Source organism: Streptomyces bottropensis ATCC 25435 (assembly GCF_000383595.1).
Lineage (GTDB): Bacteria > Actinomycetota > Actinomycetes > Streptomycetales > Streptomycetaceae > Streptomyces > Streptomyces bottropensis.
In genome coordinates, this window is the sequence record NZ_KB911581.1 from 4,374,754 (window position 1) to 4,391,710 (window position 16,957).

At 73.2% G+C, this 16,957-nt stretch carries 16 protein-coding genes; 9 read left to right on the plus strand and 7 right to left on the minus strand.

Annotation, left to right across the window (positions count from 1 at the left end):
- The first annotated feature begins 187 nt into the window (after window positions 1–187).
- On the plus strand, window positions 188–1,189 hold the full coding sequence (locus STRBO_RS0119280) for an Lrp/AsnC family transcriptional regulator (RefSeq protein ID WP_005474761.1): 1,002 nt from the start codon (window positions 188–190) through the stop codon (window positions 1,187–1,189).
- Between the two features lie 115 nt (window positions 1,190–1,304).
- Here the strand turns inward: STRBO_RS0119280 and STRBO_RS0119285 are convergent, their stop codons facing one another.
- On the minus strand, window positions 1,305–2,084 hold the full coding sequence (locus STRBO_RS0119285) for a DeoR/GlpR family DNA-binding transcription regulator (RefSeq protein WP_005474760.1): 780 nt from the start codon (window positions 2,082–2,084) through the stop codon (window positions 1,305–1,307).
- Between the two features lie 110 nt (window positions 2,085–2,194).
- Between STRBO_RS0119285 and STRBO_RS0119290 the strand changes: the two genes are divergently transcribed.
- The 3 genes from STRBO_RS0119290 (at window position 2,195) to STRBO_RS0119300 (ending at window position 4,915) form a co-directional block, all read left to right on the plus strand.
- Window positions 2,195–3,076 carry an SIS domain-containing protein gene (locus tag STRBO_RS0119290; protein WP_005474759.1) on the plus strand — a complete coding sequence of 294 codons (882 nt, stop codon included), beginning with the start codon at window positions 2,195–2,197 and terminating at the stop codon, window positions 3,074–3,076.
- 13 nt (window positions 3,077–3,089) lie between these two features.
- Window positions 3,090–3,962, plus strand: coding sequence for a class II fructose-bisphosphate aldolase (locus STRBO_RS0119295; RefSeq protein ID WP_005474758.1), 873 nt, complete (start codon window positions 3,090–3,092; stop codon window positions 3,960–3,962).
- Between the two features lie 155 nt (window positions 3,963–4,117).
- Window positions 4,118–4,915 carry an AraC family transcriptional regulator gene (locus STRBO_RS0119300; protein WP_005474757.1) on the plus strand — a complete coding sequence of 266 codons (798 nt, stop codon included), beginning with the start codon at window positions 4,118–4,120 and terminating at the stop codon, window positions 4,913–4,915.
- On the opposite strand, the gene STRBO_RS0119305 is transcribed toward STRBO_RS0119300, so the two are convergent.
- Complete coding sequence (locus STRBO_RS0119305) at window positions 4,902–6,062, minus strand: methyltransferase (RefSeq protein ID WP_005474756.1); 1,161 nt, start codon at window positions 6,060–6,062, stop codon at window positions 4,902–4,904. The genes STRBO_RS0119300 and STRBO_RS0119305 overlap by 14 nt on opposite strands.
- Window positions 6,063–6,331: 269 nt before the next feature.
- Here STRBO_RS0119305 and STRBO_RS0119310 point away from each other — a divergent pair, with 269 nt between their 5' ends.
- From STRBO_RS0119310 to STRBO_RS0119320, 3 genes are all read left to right on the plus strand, one after another.
- The gene (locus STRBO_RS0119310) at window positions 6,332–6,928 is read left to right on the plus strand and encodes a hypothetical protein (protein ID WP_005474755.1); all 597 of its coding nucleotides are present in this window, start codon (window positions 6,332–6,334) and stop codon (window positions 6,926–6,928) included.
- 343 nt (window positions 6,929–7,271) lie between these two features.
- Window positions 7,272–7,727 (plus strand): hypothetical protein, encoded by a 456-nt coding sequence (locus tag STRBO_RS0119315; RefSeq protein ID WP_237547503.1) that lies wholly within the window; start codon window positions 7,272–7,274, stop codon window positions 7,725–7,727.
- A 324-nt stretch (window positions 7,728–8,051) separates the two neighbouring features.
- Complete coding sequence (locus STRBO_RS0119320; protein WP_005474753.1) at window positions 8,052–9,296, plus strand: ROK family protein; 1,245 nt, start codon at window positions 8,052–8,054, stop codon at window positions 9,294–9,296.
- A 6-nt stretch (window positions 9,297–9,302) separates the two neighbouring features.
- Here STRBO_RS0119320 and STRBO_RS0119325 read toward each other — a convergent pair whose 3' ends face one another.
- The 4 genes from STRBO_RS0119325 to STRBO_RS0119345 form a co-directional block, all read right to left on the minus strand.
- Window positions 9,303–9,692, minus strand: coding sequence for a GtrA family protein (locus tag STRBO_RS0119325; RefSeq protein ID WP_005474752.1), 390 nt, complete (start codon window positions 9,690–9,692; stop codon window positions 9,303–9,305).
- 324 nt (window positions 9,693–10,016) lie between these two features.
- The gene (locus tag STRBO_RS0119335; protein WP_028796749.1) at window positions 10,017–10,202 is read right to left on the minus strand and encodes a DUF1272 domain-containing protein; all 186 of its coding nucleotides are present in this window, start codon (window positions 10,200–10,202) and stop codon (window positions 10,017–10,019) included.
- 257 nt (window positions 10,203–10,459) lie between these two features.
- Window positions 10,460–11,011: an ATP-binding protein gene (locus STRBO_RS0119340; RefSeq protein ID WP_209442948.1), complete on the minus strand. Its 552-nt coding sequence runs from the start codon at window positions 11,009–11,011 to the stop codon at window positions 10,460–10,462.
- A 363-nt stretch (window positions 11,012–11,374) separates the two neighbouring features.
- Window positions 11,375–11,695, minus strand: coding sequence for a hypothetical protein (locus STRBO_RS0119345; RefSeq protein WP_005474746.1), 321 nt, complete (start codon window positions 11,693–11,695; stop codon window positions 11,375–11,377).
- Window positions 11,696–12,053: 358 nt separating this feature from the next.
- On the opposite strand from STRBO_RS0119345, the gene cds1 reads away from it, so the two are divergent.
- Complete coding sequence (cds1, locus tag STRBO_RS0119355; RefSeq protein WP_020114626.1) at window positions 12,054–13,184, plus strand: L-cysteine desulfhydrase Cds1; 1,131 nt, start codon at window positions 12,054–12,056, stop codon at window positions 13,182–13,184.
- 200 nt (window positions 13,185–13,384) lie between these two features.
- Here cds1 and STRBO_RS0119360 read toward each other — a convergent pair whose 3' ends face one another.
- A complete protein-coding gene (locus tag STRBO_RS0119360; RefSeq protein ID WP_005474744.1) occupies window positions 13,385–14,218 on the minus strand; it encodes a DeoR/GlpR family DNA-binding transcription regulator in 834 nt (277 codons plus the stop codon).
- Between the two features lie 290 nt (window positions 14,219–14,508).
- Here STRBO_RS0119360 and STRBO_RS0119365 point away from each other — a divergent pair, with 290 nt between their 5' ends.
- Entirely contained in the window at window positions 14,509–16,941 is a 2,433-nt protein-coding gene (locus STRBO_RS0119365) for a hypothetical protein (protein WP_005474741.1), read from the plus strand.
- Window positions 16,942–16,957 lie beyond the last annotated feature (16 nt).

The following is a 16,957-nucleotide window of genomic DNA, read 5'->3' on the forward strand; positions in this document are numbered from 1 at the left end:
CCGAGGGGGGCGGAAGCCGAGGGGGAGGGGGAGGGGGACGGTGGGCCGAGGGCAGGGTGGGCGCGCCCGCACGGCGGGGAGACCGTGCGGGACCGCGCGATTCCACTTCACGGCAGGCTGGGCCACGGCGACGGAACAGAACAAGAACCCCTGCGGAGTTGACGGAATCCGCCATAGGCTGGGGCCGATGGACGCACCGCAGACCGGCCCGGTGACGGATTCGCTGGACCGGCGCATCATCAGCGCGCTGCAGATCGACGGCAGGGCCGCCTGGCACCGCATCGCGGCGGCCCTCGGCGAGCCCGAACGCACTGTCGTCCGCCGGGGCACCCGGCTGCTGGAGACCGGTCTGGTGCGGATCGGGGCGATGGCGATGCGTGGCCGCAGCGTGGTCGTCGACATCCGCTGCGCCCCCGGCCGGGCCCGGGTCATCGCCACCGCGCTGGCCCGTCGGCCCGACTGTGTCTTCGCCCATGTTCTCACCGGCACCCCGGACTGCCTCGCGGAGCTGCGCGGGCCCCGCGAACGGCTGGCCGGCCTGGTGCTGGACGAACTCGCCGGGCTGCCGGGCGTGGTGGAGACCCGCACCCTTCCGGTGCTGCGCCACGTCCGCACGATCCGGGAGTGGCACGCGGGCCTGCTCACCGAGGACGAGATGGCCGCGCTCAGGTGCGAGGACCCCTCGGACGCCGCGTCGCCGGCGGCCGATCCGCTGCCGGCCGACGGGGTCCCGCCCGAACTCTCGCGCGCAGACCGGCTGTTGCTGCACGCCCTCGCCGAGGACGGGCGTCGCACGTACGACGAGCTCGCGCGCGTGGCCGGTGTGTCGGAGGCCACCGCGCGACGCCGCGTCGGCGCGTTGCGGCGGGAGGGGAGGGTGCGCGTGCGTGCCGTGATCGAACCGGCCGTGCTCGGACTGCCGGTCGAGGCGGTCCTCCGGGTCCGTACGCCCCCGGCCGAGGTGGACTCCGTGACGACAGCCCTCGCCGCGTCCGCCCACGTCCGCTACGCCAGCTTCGTCACCGGCGAACGCCAGCTCCTCGTCCTCACCGCGTTCCCCGACGAAGCCGCCCTCCACGACTTCGTCACCCGCTCCTCATGGCTCCACGAGGTGGCGTCGATCGACATCGCCCTCGTCCTCACGACCCTGAAGCGGGGCGGAATGCTGGCGCCCTGGCTGCAGGACTGACGCAGCGTGTCGGCCGCCTGCCCAGCACGGCGCAGCGACTCCCTGCCACCCGACCGGCCCGACCCCCGGCGGGCCCCAGCCTCAGGGCCTCGTCCTTCGGCCTCAGCGCCCGCACTCACGCGATGACGACCCTCACCCCGGCCTCCTCGAACCGCCGGACCGTCTCCGGTGCCGCCGCCGTGTCCGTGACCAGCGTGTTCACCGACGCGGTCGCGCAGGTCCAGGCGAAGGCCCGGCGCCCCAGCTTGCTGGAGTCGGCCGCGACGACGACCCGTTCGGCACGCTCGCAGAGCAGCCGGTTGACGGCGGCCTCCGCCTCGTCGTGCGCGGCGGCACCGTGGACGGCGTCCAGGGCGACCACGCCGAGGACCGTCACGTCCAGGGTGATCCGGTCGAGCACACCGTCGGCGAGCGGGCCGACGAGTTCGTACGACTGGGCGCGGGCCACCCCGCCCGTCACCACGATCTTGAACTGCGGCCGCACGGCCAGCTCGCCCGCGATGTTGAGCGCGTTGGTGACGACGGTCAGCGCGGGCGCGCCGGACGACAGATCTCCCCGTGCGGCCAGGGCCCGAGCGACCTCGGTGGTGGTCGTGCCGCCGGTCAGGCCCACCGCCTCGCCGGAAGCGACAAGGCCCGCCACCGCCGCCGCGATCCGCTGTTTCTCCGTGGCCCGACGCGCCGTCTTGTAGCGCAGCGGCAGCTCGTCCGAGACGCCGTGCACGACCGCTCCGCCCCGGGTGCGGAGCAGCATCTGCTGCGCCGCGAGCCCGTCGAAGTCGCGCCGGATCGTCGCGGGGGACACGCCCAGCTCGCCGGCGGCCTCCTCGACGTCCAGCCGCCCCCGCTCGACGAGCAGTTCGAGCAGCGTCCGCCGGCGGACGTCGCGGGACATGGGTCTCCTCCTGCTGGCCCTGTTGCCATGTCTTGCTTGAAGATGCTCGGAAGTCGATTATATCGTGCAGGAACACGCATGAGCCGATGCCTTCTGGGGAGGGTGACCGCATGACCCACGTCGAGGACGAGCTGAACAGCCAGCCCGAGTGCTGGGCCCGCGTCGCCGCCGAGGCGGTGGAACACGCCGGGGTCCTGTCGGCGCCCGGCGAGCGGGTGGCGATCGTCGGCTGCGGGACGTCGTACTTCATGGCCCAGGCCGCCGCCCGCCTGCGTGAGCGGGCCGGCCAGGGGGAGACGGACGCCTTCCCGGCCTCGGAGTTCCCCCGGGGGCGGACCTACGACCGCGTCGTGGCCCTCACCCGCTCCGGTACCACCACCGAGGTGCTGGACCTGCTGGGCGTGCTGCGGGGCCGTACCCGTACGACGGCGATCACCGCCGACCCGGCCACCCCGGTGATGGCGGCCGCGGACGACGTCGTGGTCCTCGGCTTCGCCGACGAGAAGTCCGTCGTCCAGACCCGTTTCGCCACCACCGCCCTCACCCTCCTGCGCGCCCACCTCGGCCTGCACCCCGAGGCGGCCGTCGCCGACGCGCTGGCGGCACCGCTGCCCGAAGGGCTCGTCGACGGCACCCAGTTCACCTTCCTCGGCCGGGGGTGGACCGTGGGCCTCGCGAACGAGGCCGCGCTGAAGATGCGTGAGGCCGCGCTGGCGTGGAGCGAGGCGTATCCGGCGATGGAGTACCGGCACGGCCCGATCAGCGTCACCACGCGGTCCACGGCGACCTGGATGTTCGGCGAGGCGCCCGAGGGGCTCGCCGAACAGGTGCGGGCGACCGGTGGGACCTGGGTGCCGGGCGGGCTGGACCCGCTCGCCGAACTGGTCCGCGTCCAGCGGCTCGCCGTCGCCGTGGCAGCCGCCCGCGGCCTCGACCCCGACCGGCCGCGCCATCTCACGCGCTCGGTGATCCTCGCCCCGAACGACCGCTGAAACAGGAGGAGTCGTGCCCCTCACGACGACCGGTGCACTGATCACCGGGGCCGCCGCCACGCACGTCGCGGTGGCCTCGTTCAACGTCATCACCCTGGAGCACGTCGAGGCGGTCGTCGCGGGAGCCGAGACCGCCGCCGCGCCCGTCGTCCTCCAGGTCAGCGAGAACGCGGTCGGGTTCCACGACGGCGACCTCCTCCCGCTGGCCCGCGCCGCGTCCGCCGTCGCCGAGCGGGCGGCCGTGCCCGTCGCGCTCCACCTCGACCACGTCCGGAGCGAGGACCTGCTGCGCAGGGCGGCGGATGCCGGCTTCAGCTCCGTGATGTACGACGCGTCGCGCCTGCCCTACCTCGACAACCTGGCCGCGACCCACGCCGCCGTGCAGTGGGCGCACGGCCAAGGGCTGTGGATCGAGGCGGAGTTGGGGCAGGTGGGCGGCAAGAACGGTGCGGCGCCGCTCGACGCGCACGCACCCGGAGCCCGTACCGACCCCGACGAGGCGCGGGCCTTCGTGGCCGACTCGGGGGTGGACGCGCTCGCCGTCGCCATCGGCAGCTCGCACGCGATGACCACCCGCACCGCGGCCCTCGACCACGTCCTCCTGCGACGGCTGGCCGGCGCCCTGGACGTCCCCCTCGTCCTGCACGGCTCCTCCGGCGTCCCCGACGACGAACTGCGCCGGGCCGTCGCGGGAGGCATCGCCAAGGTCAACATCGGCACCGCGCTCAACATCGCCCTGACCGACGCGATCCGGGAGTACCTCGACGCCCGCCCCGAGGTGGTGGACCCGCGCCCGTACCTCACCGCGGGCCGGGCGGCGATGGCGGACACGGTGGCCCGCCTCATCCGCGTCCTGCGCACGGAAGAGGCCGTCCCCTCCGCGTAGCCGTGCCGCAAGCGCCCGGCGGCGAGCCCGCGGCGCCGGTACGGGTGCCTCCGGAGTGCCCGCACGTGTCCGTTCCGCAGGGGAATGCGACCGTCCCGCGAAGTGTGGTGGCCCGGGGCCCCGAATGTGACGCCCGTCACTGGTATTTTCCGGTCATGCGGGAGACGGAGATCCACCTCGGTGAGCCGCCGGTCGTCGCCCTCATCGGTGTCGGCGTGCACGGCGTCGCGAGCCGCACGGACGTGTTCCGGCTGCCGGAGCTGTGGCAGCTGCACCTCTACCAGTACGAGGGGGAACTGGCCGTCGACGGCACGGTCCACACCATCCGCCCCGGCCGGGTCAGCCTCGTACCGCCCGGCACCACGGTCCGCTACCGCTACGGGGGCCGCTCCGAGCACCTCTTCGCCCATCTGCGCATCACCCCCGCCGGACCGCCCCGCACGGTGTCGGTCGTGCAGGACGCCGGACCCGAACTCCCGGCGCTCACCGGCCTGTTGCTACGGGCGGTGGCCGCGGCCCCGAGCGAGCCGGACCGTGCCCGGGCCGAGATCTGGACCGCCCTGTGGCGCGTCGCCACACTGACCCCGCCCGCCGCGCCGGGCCCCGGCCCGCACCCGGCGGTCACCGCCGCCATCGCCCACATCGAGGCCCACCTGGCCGCGCCGCTCACCATCCCGGAGGTGGCCCGCGCGGCCGGGGTCTCCCACAACCACCTGACCCGCCTCTTCCGCGCCGAGACCGGCGGCACGGTCGTCGCCTACATCCGCCGCCGCAGACTCGAACGCGCCCACCATCTGCTGCGCGCCACGACCCTCTCCATCCCCGCCGTGGCCGCCTCCGTCGGCATCCCCGACCTCCAGGCTTTCAACAAGGCGTGCCGCCGGGAGCTGGGCGCCTCACCGCGCGCCCTGCGAGGAGCCCTTCCGCCGACAGAGGCCGCTAGCCCCGCCTGACCGCCTTCAGCACCACGAACTTGGCGTCAGCGGCGACGACTTCACTGTTGCCGAAGATCCGCCGCAGCGTCACGTGGTAGCCCAGGTGACGGTTGCCGACCACCCACAGCTCACCGCCCGGCCGCAGCGCCCGCCGCGCCCCGGCGAACATCCGCCGGGCCGTGGCGTCGGTCGTCGCCTGGTGGGAGTGGAACGGCGGGTTGTTGAGAACGAGATCGACGCTTCCCGGTGGGAACTCCTCCAGCCCGTCGCCGACCAGGAACTCGGCCGCGTCGTCCGCGCCGGGCCGGTTCGCACGGTACGTCGCCTCCGCCGAGGCCACCGCCTGGTACGACTCGTCCACGAACACCACCTCGGCGCCCGGCTCGGCCAGCGCGACCGCCGTGCCGACCACCCCGTTGCCGCACCCCAGGTCCACGACCCGGCCGCCGCCGGGGTCCTTCGGCAGGTGGCGCAGGAAGAACCGGGTGCCGATGTCGAGCCGGTCGGCGCAGAACACACCCGCGTGGTTGACGACCGGACGCCCGGCCAACACACCTACGTCGTCCGGCAGTCGATAGGTGTACGGCCACGGATCGCCGCCCCGAGCCGAGAGCACGCCCGTGTCCGGGGTGCAGAAGATCAGCCGCGCCTTCTGCCGGGCCAGCGAGGTGCGGGTGGGGCCGAGGACCCGCTCGAAGAGGCGGAGCGTGGAGGTGTGGATCTCCTTGACCATCCCGGCGCCGATCACGACCGTGCCCTCGTGCACGGCGGGCGCCAGCCGGTGCAGCTGGTCCTCCAGGAGCGCGAGGCTCTTGGGGACCCGGACGAGCAGGACGTCGACGCGGTCCGGAGGCGTGTCCCGGGTGGTGAGCAGCCGCACGGCGTCCGTCCCGACGCCGGCGCGCTCCAGATTCGCCCGCGTCGCCTCCCGGCTCAGGTACGAGTCGGTGATCTGCGTCGGCCCGTACCGGCCCAGCGCCGTGGTCAGCGCACCCCAACGGTCCCCGACGACCACGACCGCCCCGTCCAGCGGCGTCCCGCTCTCCGCGAGATGGCGCAGCAGATACGCGTCGGACGCGTCCCAGGCGCGCAGCGGCTCCCGGGGGTCCTCGGGAAAACGGGTCAGGGTGTACTCGCCCCAGGGCGCGGTCATACGGTCGCTCATCGTGCGCCCAGGCTAACCGAGCCGCAGCTCGCGCCTCTTCCCCGAGCGGCCGCGCGGGACGGCGACCCCCGCCCTGAGACGGTGACCTCGCCACTCGGACCCTCATCCGGCCGACGGTGGCTGTGGGCTTGTGAGCCCCACCCGAAATCACCCGCGAAATCCCTGGTGGACAGGATCGCCACGCCTGTTACTCTTCGGCGTCTTGTCGCGCACGCGTGCGCGACACACCACACCGCTCGTCGCAGCAGTTCCATTGGGGGAATCCTGTCATGACCCAGTCAGCGCCATCGCCGTCCGACGGCAACCCTTACGCTCAGCAGCCGTCCGACGGCAACCCCTTCGCCCAGCAGCCGTCCGACGGCAACCCCTACGCCCAACAGCCCAACGGCGGCAATCCGTTCGCCCAGCAGCCCGGTTCCGCCCTGCCTCCTCAAGCCCCGTTCGCACCCGCGCCGGCGCCGGCGCGCAACAACTTCGCCCTGGGTCTAATCGTGGCTGTCGTCACGGCGCTGGTCACCGCTGGTGTCTACGGCGCGATCGTCGGCGCGACCGAGTACGAGATCGGTTACGCGGCCGTCGGCGTCGGCTTCCTCATAGGCTTCGCGGCGGGCAAGATCGGTGGCACCAACCCGGTCCTCCCCGTGGTCAGCGCCCTGCTGTCGCTGGGCGCGGTCTACCTCGGCCAGCTCATCGGTATCGCGATCTTCTACGCCGACGAAATCGGCGTCTCCGCGACCACACTGTTCACCGAGCACTTCGACGTGCTGACCGAGGGCTGGAGCGAGGCGGCCGATGCGATGACCTTCCTCTTCCTCGCCATCGGCGCGTTCGCCGCGTTCTCCGGCGCGAAGAAGGCCGCCCGGTAGTGACGGCGGCGCCGCGTGCGCACGCGGCCTCCGCATGAGCATGCGCGGTGCGCGAAGGGGCCCTGCGTCTCCCCGTGACGCTGTCGGTATTCCGGGCACTGCCGCTTCGTCCCGCTGGTGATCCAGCGGGACGAACTGCTTCCAGGCCGGGGCGGGCGATCTGCGTAAGGTCGCAGCGTCACCAACGACGTGTTCGCGATGGCGCCCAGGGTTCTCGCGGAGCACCCCCGCGACCGACCTCGCACCGCCGGACCCACATCGTGCGGCGTCTCGCGGCACCTGGGTTCAAGGCGTTGCCGGATCAACCGGTGGGCTTCCCGCGTGGCCCGATATGGTCATGCGCATGCAGCCTCAGCAGCCCACTCAACCGCCCGCCTCGCCGTCCCCGCCCGCGCCGACCACCCCGCGGACCGGCGGCAGAGGGCCGCTCGTGGCCGTACTGCTGGTCGGTCTGCTGCTGGGCGGCGGCGGTGTCGGCACGGCCTGGGTGCTGACCGGCTCCGGCGAGAGCCCGGGCCCCGGCTCGGGTCCGGCGGCCGACGCGCAGGGCGCGTGCGCCCCCCTCGCCGGCTTCGCCCCCTCCAAGTACACGGCCAAGGGTGACGAGGGCAAGGTGGCGCTCTACCGGTGGAACGGGGCCGTGGTGCTGTCCGAGGCGGCAGCCGCCGCCGACCGGGCGTACAAGCCCCTCGCGGACGCGCTCCGCCGCGCTTCCCACCGTCAGCAAGTGGCCTTCGCGTTCGACGCCCAGGTCAAGAAGGACATCGCACAGTCGCGGAAGATCTGCGCGGACCTCTGAGCCCGCCGGCTCCTGCGCGGGAGCATCTGCGGAGATGTGACCGCGGAATCGGCCCTCCCGGCCTGGCCGGCCGGGCCCGGGCCGACGCGCGCGGTCGCGGACACGCGCGGATCGGTGGGGCGACGGTCCCGTACGACAGCGCCCTGGACGACGACCTGCGGTGGTCGCCCGGTGTTCGGCGGGACCGCGTCGGCCGGGCAGGGGCGGACCGCGTCGGCTGAGCGTCACCCCGCGGGTCAGCGGCTTCGGCGACGCCTGAGGCCCGCCGGGCGGGAGGCCCGGGCGGGGGGCCGATGCCGAGCGGATCATGGGAGACTCCCCCTCATGGACGGGAAGGCGGCCGCCAAGGCGGCGGGCGAAGGGACACCGACGACACGCGCGCGGCTGGACCGGGGGAGGGGGGCGCTCGGTCCGGCGCTGGAGCTGGTGCACACGGGGCGGGCGCCGACGCGTGCCGTGCTCACCGCCGAACTGGGTGTCACCCGGGCCACCGCGGGCGCCGTCGCCGCCGAACTGGAGGCGCTCGGCCTGATCCGCGTCGACGCGCACCCGGGCGCCGCCGCCGGTTCGCAGGGCCGTCCCTCGCACCGTCTGGAGGTCGCCGAGGAGGGGCCCGTCGCGCTCGCCGCCCAGATCCACGCCGACGGCTGGCGCGCCGCGCTGGTCGGTCTCGGCGGCCGGATCGTCACCACCACGCCCGCCTGCGAGATCGTCGACGCCGATCCTGCGAAGGTGCTCGGCTCGGTCGTCGACGCGGGCGCCGCACTCCTGCGCGAGACCGGCCGGCGGTGTGTGGGCGCGGGCCTCGCCGTGCCGTCCGCGGTCGCCGAACCGGCGGGGCTGGCGCTGAACCCGCTGCACCTGGCCTGGCCGGCCGGGGCGCCCGTCCGGGAGATCTTCGCCGAGCGGGTCCGTGCGGCCGGTATCGAGGGGCCGGCGTTCGCGGCCAACGACGTCAACCTGGCCGCCCTCGCCGAACACCGGCACGGCGCCGGGCGGGGCTCCCGCGAACTGCTGTGCGTGGCGACCGGGCACCGGGGCGTCGGCGGTGCGCTGGTCCTCGACGGCCGTCTGCACACGGGCAGTTCGGGCCTGGCCCTCGAAGTCGGTCACCTCACCGTCAACCCCGAGGGCCGCCCCTGCCACTGCGGCAGCCGGGGCTGCCTCGACGTCGAGGCCGACCCGCGGGCCTTCCTCAGCGCCGTGGGCCGCGACCCCGGCCCCGAGGGCTCGCTGCTCCAGCAGGCCAACGAACTCATCCGCACGCAGTACGCCGACCAGGGTGTCCGCACGGCCGCCGAGGCCCTCATCGACCGCCTCGGTCTCGGGCTCGCGGGCCTGGTCAACATCCTCAACCCCGACCGCATCATTCTCGGCGGCATGCACCGCTCCCTCCTCGACGCCGACCCCGACCGGCTGCGCGCGGTCGTCGCCGACCGCAGCCTGTGGGGACGGCAGAGCGGGGTTCCTCCGATCCTCGCCTGCACCCTGGACCACAACAGCCTGGTCGGCGCGGCCGAGTTGGCGTGGCAGCCGGTGCTCGACGATCCGCTGGGCGCGCTGGGCTGACGTCTCTCAGCCGGTGCCCGTGCCCCGCAGCATGATCGAGCGGGAGACCACGAACGTCACCGGGACCGCCGCCCCCGACGCGAGCAGGGGAGCGAACCGGTGGCCCGCGTGCAGAACGTCCACGATCAGATAGACCCCTGCCGTCGTGAGCAGGAAATTGGTGGCGTTCGTCAGCGGGAACAGCAGGAACTTACGCCAGGTCGGACGGGTGCGATAGGTGAATCTCGCGTTCAGGAAGAACGAGCCCGTCATACTCAGGGCGAACGCGAGAACATGCGCGGCCAGATAGGGAAGCCGCTGGAGGAGTAGCAGGTAAAGGCCGTAGTAGACCGCGGTGTTGACCACTCCGACCAGGGCGAAAGTGATGATCTGGCCCGATGTGCGGCGCTTCGTCAAGGGGTGAGACTCGGGGAGTGCCTCCGTACGCGTCGCCGTCCGCGTCAGCGTATGAGGTCCTTCGTCGTGCCGCACGCCGCGTGCCCCTCCGTCTGCTCCACATCGGTCGCCTTCACCAGGAAGTACGGGCGCCCCTGCACCCCCGATCATCCCGACGATGGTGACACAGCCCGGCGTCTCCACGGCGTCGACGGGTGCGGCGCACGCCGGTGGGCCCGGCCGAGGCGGAGGGCGGCACGCAGCGGCCGGTTGTGGAAGGGAGCAGCCTCGTCGTGCCGGGCTGGGGCACCGGTGCGGTGCCCCCGCGACACCCCAGGTCCCCGCCTACGCCTCCGTCCGGCGGCGAGGTCTGGCGACCAGTTCCCCGCCGCAGTTGGGGCAGATCTCGCCCATCGCGTCGCCGCAGGGCACGCAGAACGTGCACTCGTAGGAGCAGATGCGGGCCGCGGCGTCGGTGGGCAGGGCCGTTGTCTCGCAGCGCTCGCAGCGGTCGCGCATCTCCAGTGCCATGGGCGGTGCCTTTTCTCGGATCGGGGTGCCGGTGTCGGTTCCCATCCTGGCCCGCAGGCGGTCGCGTTGGGGAGTGCTTCAGGTGCAGCGATCGCCGAGGCCGCCGCGTCCCGAACACGGTCGACCCGCTGCGCTGTGCCCGGCGCACTCCTCGGGAGCGCGAGGAGTGCGCCGGGTGCGGGATCAGCCGACGCTCGAACACCGGTCGTCGGCGTGCGAGCACCTCGTCGACGTACGGCGGAATGGTCACCGCCCGGTCAGCCTGCGACGGCCGACCGGGCGGGAGCGTGTTCGGACCTGCGCCCGCGTGCGGCGGGCCTGCGTCCGGTGTCGTACGGCTGCCCGGTGTCGCGGGGCTGGGCGGCCTCCACCGTCAGTCCGGCGTCGTACGGCGAGATCTTCGGCACCGCCGCCGAGGACGCCGGCAGCGTGAACCACACGACCTTCCCCGACTCGCCGTGCGGCCGCACACCCCAGCTCTCGCTCACCGCGGCGACCATCGCGAGACCGCGGCCGCAGGTGGCGAAGGGTTCCGCGTCCTGGACGACGGGGAGGCGGGGGTCGTTGTCATGCACCGAGACCGTGAGCCGGCCGAGGAGCAACTCCATCTCCACGGTGCACATCTTGTCCGGCTCCGCGTGCCGGTGGACGTTGGACAGCAGCTCGGTCACCCCGAGCGCGGCCCGCTCTATCAACGGATCCAGATGCCAGTAGCGCAATTGCGCAGATACGATTCTGCGGACCTGTCCGATCCGCGACGGCAGGGCTTGGAGCTCCACCGTGCAGTGCCTGCTTTGCTGGCTGATCACGGCTGCGACTCCCCGAAGTTGAGTCCGGAAGAAGATCGGAGTACGGATCCAGCGAGGTGGCTGGGCGAAAAACGCCGCCTGCTGTGGTGCGGCCGCCTGAGACTGCCGCCTGGTGACGGCAGCCGGGGCTGCCGCCTGCTCGTGGGGTGGCTGCGCACGGCCGCCGCCCGCTGACATGGCCGACGGGCTGCTTCGCAGCGTGATCGCCGGTAAACCCAGAGTGACGTGAGACCAGAGTGGCCCAGGGGACCCGGTCCCGCAACCCGTGATGCGCCGACCGACTGCGAAGGCCCGCTGTGTAGGCCGATGTCCACAGCCTGTCGCGTAGGCCCTACGCGTAGGCCTCCGCGCCGGCCCGTTGCGTCAGCCCCGCCCCGCGGCCCTGCGTACCGCCTCTATGAACCGGCGCGCCGAGGGTGGACCTGGCTTCCCCGGAGCCGGGTCGTGCTCGTTCAGCGTGAGCGTGTAACGGGTGCCGTTGACGTCGGCCAACGCCCGGTCCTCGTTGGCGAACCAGGGCTTCGAGGCGCGCACCGCCTGCACCGGGGCGCTGTCGATCTCGCTGCCGTAGCTGGTCAGCAACTGCAGCCGGCCGTCCTCGATCCGGACCTGCCCCGCCCGGGTGAGCTGCCGCAGCCTCTTCCCGATCCGGACGCCCGTGGCCCTGAACTCCGGCTCGGCCATGTATCCCGCCCCCTCGTGCGCGTCGGCTGTCCTGTGTCGTCGTGTGATCCGTCGCGGACCGGATCCAGTGTGCCCGAGGTCGCCTCCCCCCGAACGGCCCTGGTGGCGTCGGCTCGGCCCGTGCGGTGAAGTCTGCCCGTCCTGCGGGTCGAGCACCAGTGCGCACGGTGGACCGGGGGCGGGGTTCCGGCGCATGCGCGGCATGCGCCCCCCATGCGCCCCGCGCATCCCTGCCACAGGAGTGCCTTTGAGGTACTCAAAGGGATGTTTATGCAGGTGAGGGGCGTGCGGAAGATGTTTATCATCGGGGTGTCCGACGCCGCGATCCGCCGTCGGCGCAATGCGTGAGGAGCACGCCGTGAGCACCCCCCACCCCACCCGTCCGGGCGCCACCCTCGATGTCGATCACAGCGACGACGGGTACCGCGGCTGGCTCAAAGAGGCCGTGCGCAAGGTCCAGGCCGACGCCAACCGCTCCGCCGACACCCATCTGCTGCGCTTCCCGCTGCCCGAGACCTGGGGCATCGACCTGTACCTCAAGGACGAGTCGACCCACCCCACCGGCAGCCTCAAGCACCGCCTCGCCCGTTCCCTGTTCCTCTACGGACTGTGCAACGGCTGGGTCCGGCCGGGCCGTCCCGTCATCGAGGCGTCCAGCGGCTCCACCGCCGTCTCCGAGGCGTACTTCGCCAAACTGATCGGCGTCCCCTTCATCGCCGTCATGCCCCGCACGACCAGCGCCGAGAAGATCCGCCTGATCGAATTCCACGGCGGCCGCTGCCACTTCGTGGACGACTCGCGGAAGATGTACGAGGAGTCGGCCCGCCTCGCGGGGGAGACCGGGGGCCACTACATGGACCAGTTCACCTACGCCGAGCGGGCCACGGACTGGCGCGGCAACAACAACATCGCCGAATCCGTCTTCCGCCAGCTCCAGTTGGAGCGATTCCCCGAGCCCGCCTGGATCGTGGCCACCGCCGGCACCGGAGGCACCTCCGCGACCATCGCCCGGTACGTCCACTACATGCAGTACGACACCCGGATCTGTGTCGCCGACCCCGAGAACTCCTGTTTCTTCGAGGGCTGGACGACCGGCGACCCGGACGTCACCTGCGACTGCGGCTCCCGCATCGAGGGCATCGGTCGCCCCCGCATGGAGCCCAGCTTCGTCCCCGGCGCCGTCGACCGCATGATGAAGGTCCCCGACGCCGCCAGCGTCGCCGCCGTGCGCGCCCTGGAGCAGGCCATCGGCCGCAAGGCCGGCGGCTCCACGGGGACGGGCCTGTGGAGCGCCCTCAAGATCATCGCCGAGATGGTGGCGGAGGGTCGCCGGGGCAGCGTGGTGACCCTGCTCTGCGACCCGGGCGACCGCTACCTCGACAAGTACTACTCGGACGGGTGGCTGCGGGAGCAGGGCCTGGACATCGCGCCCTACACAGCGGCCATCGAGTCACTCCTGCGCACCGGGGTGTGGTCGGCGCTCCGCTAGACCCTTCGAGCAGGAACCCAGACTCTTCCGTGCAGAGCCCAGACTCTTCCGTGCAGAGCCCAGACTCTTCCGTGCGGGGGCCAGACCCTTCCGTGCGGGGGCCAGACCCTCAAGGCGGGAGCCGTGTCGATCTATGGTCCCCCCGCGCGGACGCGACCGGCCGATACCCCGCAGTGGGCCCCCGCCTGCTGAAACGGCGCTCAGATGTCCACGCCGTCGTCGGAGTCCTCCCCGGCCACCACCAGCCGTCGCAGATGCTCCGCGATCTCGGCCCGCGCCTGCGCGGCCAGCCCCGCGTCGGTCACCAGCGTGTCGACCTGCTCCAGTGCCGCGAACGAACTCAGGCCCACCGTTCCCCACTTGGTGTGGTCGGCCACCACGACGACCCGCCGCGCCGACTGCACCAGCCGCCGGTTCGTCTCGGCCTCCGCCAGATTCGGCGTGGACAGACCCGCCTCGACCGATATCCCGTGCACCCCGAGGAACAGCACATCGAAGTGCAGCGCCGCGATCGCCTGATCCGCCACCGGCCCCACCAGGGAGTCGGACGGCGTCCGCACCCCGCCCGTCAGCACCACGGTCGCCGCCCCCTGCCGGGGGCCCGTCGTGCGCTGCGCGGCGTGGAAGACGTCGGCGACCCGCACCGAATTGGTGACCACGGTCAGATCCGGCACGTCCACGAGCCGGTGCGCCAGCGCGTACGTCGTCGTCCCGCCCGACAGGGCGATCGCCGACCCCGGAGCGACCAGCTCCGCGGCGGACCGCGCGATGTCCTCCTTGGCGTTCAGCTCCAGCCCGGACTTCGCCTCGAAACCGGGCTCGTGCGTGCTCGCCTCGGCCACCGGCACCGCGCCGCCGTGCACCTTCTCCACCGCGCCCTGGCGGGCGAGTGCGTCCAGATCGCGGCGCACCGTCATGTCCGACACGCCGAGTCTGCGGGTCAGCTCGTTGACCCGGACCCCGCCCCGCCGTCGTACCTCGTCGAGGATCAGGGCTCGGCGCTGCTCCGCGAGGAGGTTCTGGTTCTCACTCACGCCCGCTCCGGTCCTCTCGCCCCATCACGCCCGACACGCCTTCCCTACCCCCTCCGACGAGGACATTCCCCCGTCCCCGGTCCCGAGGACGTCCCATATTCGCACGCCCCACCAGGGGCGACGCCATTACCTGCACAGTCACGTGCACGTCACGCACCGCTTCTCGCGCCCGTCACTATCACACGGATCGAGGAGATTCGGTGACCACAGGTGTACGAGGCCCCCTCAGCGGCGATCATCAGTGCCTGCACATCACCTGACTTGCGACGCGTCACGGGGGAAGCGGAACAGTGGATCGTGCGAGGGAACATACGGCACATACGGAACCCAGGGAACATCCGGATCCCGCCGAGGCGGAGAAGCGCCCCGCATCGGGCCGGTCGACGCCGGACGGTCCGGCCCTCGAACTCCTCGTCCACGGCGTCGGGGGAACCAGCCCCGACCGCATGCTCGACGATCCGCGCACGGTCCGGATCACCGGCGACGACACGGCCGCCGTCTTCCGGCGCATCGACGACGCCGACGCGGAGGAACGGCCGGCCGACCGCCGGGGCGAGCCCGTCCCGGAGGCCTACGTCTGGTGCAACCTCACCTCCGGCGACGGCTCCCGCGCGCTGTGGCTGCTACTGCTGCCGTTCATGGTCGTCAACCTCGCCCACTGGATGCGGCCCGACGGCCGCGACCGCCGCCGGACCGTCCGCCTCTACGGCCTCCTGGTCCGGCTGACCGGCCTGACGCTGACCGTCCTGCTCGTCGCGGCCGCCTGCGAGGTAGCGCTCGACCTGACCGCCTGGCAGTGCGCGGGCGCACGCGGCTGTGCGCGGGCGCACACCTGGCTCGGTTTTCTCTCCCCGGCCGTCTCCGACGACGGCTGGTGGAGTCTGCCCGGCCGCCGGCTCGCGCTGGCGGCCCTGGTCCCCACCGCCCTGACCGGCCTGCTGTGGTACCTCTCCCACCGCACCTGGAGCGAGTACGAGTCCCAGCGCCCCATGGAGCACGGCGAGACCCGCCCGCAGGACGAGACGCCGCGCACCGCCTCCGAGGCGGAGGAGACGGCACGCGTCGCCCTCGGCCGGCCCGGCTTCTGGTACGGACGCCGTCTCGTGGCCAGGCTGCGCGCCGCCCACGTGGCGGCCGGCTTCCTGACCGTGGCGGCGGCCGTGGGCACGTCCGCCGCCCGCCAGGACCGCCGGGCGGGCGGCCCCGCCGTCCTGGAACTGCTCGGCTGGCTGCTGAACGCGGCACTCGTCGTGCTCGCCGTCGTCGTGGTGTGGGTGGTGTGCCGCCGGGGCCGCAGCGAGCGGCGCCTCGACAAGCGTCTGGACGAGCGGCTGGTACGCGGTCTGCCGGCCGCCTCGATCGCCGTGCTCGTCCTCGCCATGGTGTACGCCGGGTGGTCACGCCCCGGCTGGCGGTCGGCGGGGCGGCTTCCGGGTGACATGACCTTCGGCGGGATCACCCTGGTGCAGGGGCTGCTGGTCCTCGCGCTCGGCGTCGTCGCGCACCTCCTGTACCGTTCGCGCCCCGACCGGCGCACCGCCATGTACGGTCTGGCCGGCCCCGCCGTCGCGATGCTCGCCTGCGCGCTCGGTGGTGTGATGTCCGCCGGGGTCGCCCAGCGGGTCGCCGACTGGCTGGGCGGCACCGACGACGCCCTGCCCGGCCCGCCCGTCCTCCTCACCTGGCAGGCCTCCGTCATCCCGCCCTTCCTCCTGGTCGTCCTCGGCCTCCTCGGCTGGCTGGCCCGCCGCACCTGGGTCCTGCGGAGGACGGAGACGGCGGCGGTGGAACGGGAGTACGACCTGACGCGGGAGCGGCCGCACGAGGAGCGGCCCGGCGAGGAGCACGAGTCCCGGGACGCGGGCCGCACCCGCCGTATCGCCCGCACCCGGGCCATGGCCGCGCTCACCGACCGGGCGCCCCGCCTCGTCGGCATCATCTCCACCGTGACCCTGCTGCTCGGCGCGGGCGCCCTGACCGGTGCCCTGGCGACGGGCGAGACACCGGCGCGGGCGGCGCTCGGCTCCTCCGACTTCGTCGCGGGCGCCGCCCAGGCCGCCCAGGCGCTGGGGTCGTGGCTGATCGGTGTGGGCTTCCTGCTGTTCGTCACCTGGGGGCGGCGGGCCTACAAGGACGCCTCCGCGCGCCGCACGATCGGCATCCTCTGGGACGTGGGCACGTTCTGGCCGCGCGCCGCGCATCCGTTCGCACCGCCCTGCTACGCCGAGCGGGCCGTGCCCGACCTGACCTGGCGCATGGCCACCTGGACCCGCGCCACGGGCGGCCGGCTCGTCATCTCCGGCCACTCCCAGGGCAGCGTCCTCGCGGCGGCCGCCGCCTGGCAGCTGACCGCGGCGGTCCGCGGACGGGTCGCGCTCCTCACCTACGGCTCCCCGCTGGAGCGCCTGTACGGACGCTGGTTCCCCGCCCACTTCGGCCCCGAGCCGCTGGCCTCCCTGCACCGCGAGATCGACTGTTGGCGCAACCTGTACCGCCTCACCGACCCCATCGGCGGCCCCGTCCGCCTGACGAGCCGGAACGGACCGCAGGTCGACGCCGAACCCCTCACCGACCCGCTCGCCTACGGCCGCACCGGCGCCCATCCGCTGCCCGCCCCGATCCTCGGCCACTCCGACTACCAGGCGGACCCGGCCTTCGCCCACGAGCGGCAAGAACTGCTCGCGCGCATCGGCCCGGAGCTGCCGGGACCCCGGCAGTCCTGACCCACGGCCCACGGGG